This window comes from Moorena sp. SIO3B2 (assembly GCF_010692525.1).
GTDB lineage: Bacteria > Cyanobacteriota > Cyanobacteriia > Cyanobacteriales > Coleofasciculaceae > Moorena > Moorena producens.
The window spans coordinates 1-1864 of the sequence record NZ_JAAHHE010000766.1 but is presented as its reverse complement, the minus strand read 5'-3'; the positions used below and the strand labels follow the sequence as shown (position 1 = coordinate 1864).

Genomic DNA, 1864 nt, shown 5'->3' with positions numbered 1-1864 from the left:
GCTGGTACTTTAGTCAGCGATATCAATGCTTTAGAAGCCCAACGTCAGGCTGACCCAACCTTGGAACATGAAACTCCCATCGAGGAATTGTTTGAAGACCAGCTAGCTTGTGCTGATATGGTGCTGTTGACTAAAGTGGATTTAGTGGATAGTCCTACTCAAACCAAAGTAAACAATTGGTTGCAACAGCAGTTACCAAGTAGTGTGAAAGTTGTTCCTTGTCACGAGGGAGACATTAGTCCTGATTTACTGCTAGGATTTAATGCCGGAGTAGAAGATAATTTAGACTCCCGTCCTAGCCATCATGACCATGAAGAAGACCATGACCATGATGATGATATTAATTCAGTTAATATCATTTTAGATCAGGCATTTGATCCACAGGTAATCAAGACAAAATTACGACAATTGGTGCAACAGCAAGAGATTTATCGCATTAAGGGATTTGTGAATGTTGCTAATAAACCGATGCGGATGGTGATCCAAGGAGTAGGCGATCGCATTGAGAGTTTCTTTGACCGTCCTTGGCAAGCTGATGAAAAGCGTCAGACTCTCTTGGTCTTGATTGGGCGAGGGTTGGAGCAGTTACGAATTCAGGAGGTATTTGGGTAATAAAGGGAATCGGGAATCGGGAATCGGGAATCGGGAATCGGGAATCGGGCAAAAATCCGGCATTGCTGAGGGGTGGGATGAACATCAGTGGGGTGGGCATCTTGCCTGCCCGGCAATTGTAACAGGCAAGATGCCTGTTCTACCAAGATGCCTATTCCACCAAGATGCCCATTTCACCAAAATACCGGTAATTGTAACAGGCAAGATGCCTGTTCTACCAAAATACCGGTAATTGTAACAGGCAAGATGCCTGTTCTACCAAGATTCCCATTCCAACCATCGGATCAAACAGCTTTTAGGAGCTGCACCGGATCAGATTACGGTGCAGTTTCAATTTGAGGTATATACAATAATGATCTACAAGTCAGCCTCAATGAAACGATGTTAAGTCGGGAAACTACCTATTCTCAAGCAAAAGCTAACCTAGCTAGCCTCCTCGATCAAGTTTACAATCAACGCCAAATTATCGTCATCAAGCGTGATAACCAGAAAAATGTCGCATTAATTGCTGAAGATGAATTGTCCGGTATCTTAGAAACTATTTACCTATTGCGATCGCCAGAAAATGCCAAGCGCCTGTTTAGGGCTTTGGAATGGGCAGAGTCAGAAGAAGCTACTCCTCAAAGTTTGGAAGAATTGAAAGAGGAATTAGGGATTGAGTCGTGAGAAGGGTAAGAAAGACGGCATTGCTGAATTAACAGAGTTGACATTCAGTCAATCTCTTACGAATCTAGCTACAATACAGCTGATACTCCCATTTTTAGTGCATTGAGGGTGCTCATGGCTGAAAAGGGATATAGGATTGGCTTTACCGTGAGGGGCTAAGGAGAAATTAGTTATGAGTGGCGATCGCAATATTCAAGCTGGTAGGGATTACCGTGAAACAGTAGGTAGAAACTACCGTCACAGCAACTTCAGGGACCAAGGTGCTTACGTCGAGGGCGATTATTACAATAATAACCCAGAGCAAAAACAAAACCTCGCTAAAGCTGCAGCAGAGATTCAACAATTACTAGAGACCTTAGACAAAACTTACCCTACCGATACTACCACTGGAAAGATGAAGGTCGCAGCAGCAGCAGTTGAGCAGATTGACACTAACCCTGGTTTGAGTAATAGAGTACTCAGTGCCTTGAAAGCTGGTGGTGTCAGTGCTTTTGAGCAACTGCTGAACCATCCGGCTGCTAGTTTTGTTATCGGTGCCCTGCAAGATTTGCAGGAAACTCAGCAATCTTAACACCAAACTACACCT

The 1864-nt window shown here is 43.9% G+C and carries 4 protein-coding genes; 3 read left to right on the top strand and 1 reads right to left on the bottom strand.

Going from position 1 to position 1864, the window contains the following annotated elements; genetic code table 11:
* Positions 1-612: GTP-binding protein (locus tag F6K38_RS40815; RefSeq protein ID WP_287360534.1), on the top strand; the 612-nt coding region annotated here is incomplete at its 5' end.
* On the opposite strand, the gene F6K38_RS40810 is transcribed toward F6K38_RS40815, so the two are convergent.
* A complete protein-coding gene (locus tag F6K38_RS40810; protein WP_287360532.1) occupies positions 594-758 on the bottom strand; it encodes a hypothetical protein in 165 nt (54 codons plus the stop codon). The two genes, F6K38_RS40815 and F6K38_RS40810, sit on opposite strands and share 19 nt — an antisense overlap.
* 235 nt (positions 759-993) lie before the next feature.
* On the opposite strand from F6K38_RS40810, the gene F6K38_RS40805 reads away from it, so the two are divergent.
* Positions 994-1278, top strand: coding sequence for a type II toxin-antitoxin system Phd/YefM family antitoxin (locus F6K38_RS40805; protein WP_287360531.1), 285 nt, complete (start codon positions 994-996; stop codon positions 1276-1278).
* Between the two features lie 172 nt (positions 1279-1450).
* Complete coding sequence (locus tag F6K38_RS40800) at positions 1451-1849, top strand: hypothetical protein (protein WP_287360529.1); 399 nt, start codon at positions 1451-1453, stop codon at positions 1847-1849.
* Positions 1850-1864 lie beyond the last annotated feature (15 nt).

What these genes read in the sequence shown, in the direction of transcription:
- F6K38_RS40805 (WP_287360531.1), top strand. Translation starts at nt 994, where the DNA reads ATGTTAAGTCGGGAAACTACCTATTCTCAAGCAAAAGCTAACCTAGCT.
- F6K38_RS40800 (WP_287360529.1), top strand. Translation starts at nt 1,451, where the DNA reads ATGAGTGGCGATCGCAATATTCAAGCTGGTAGGGATTACCGTGAAACA.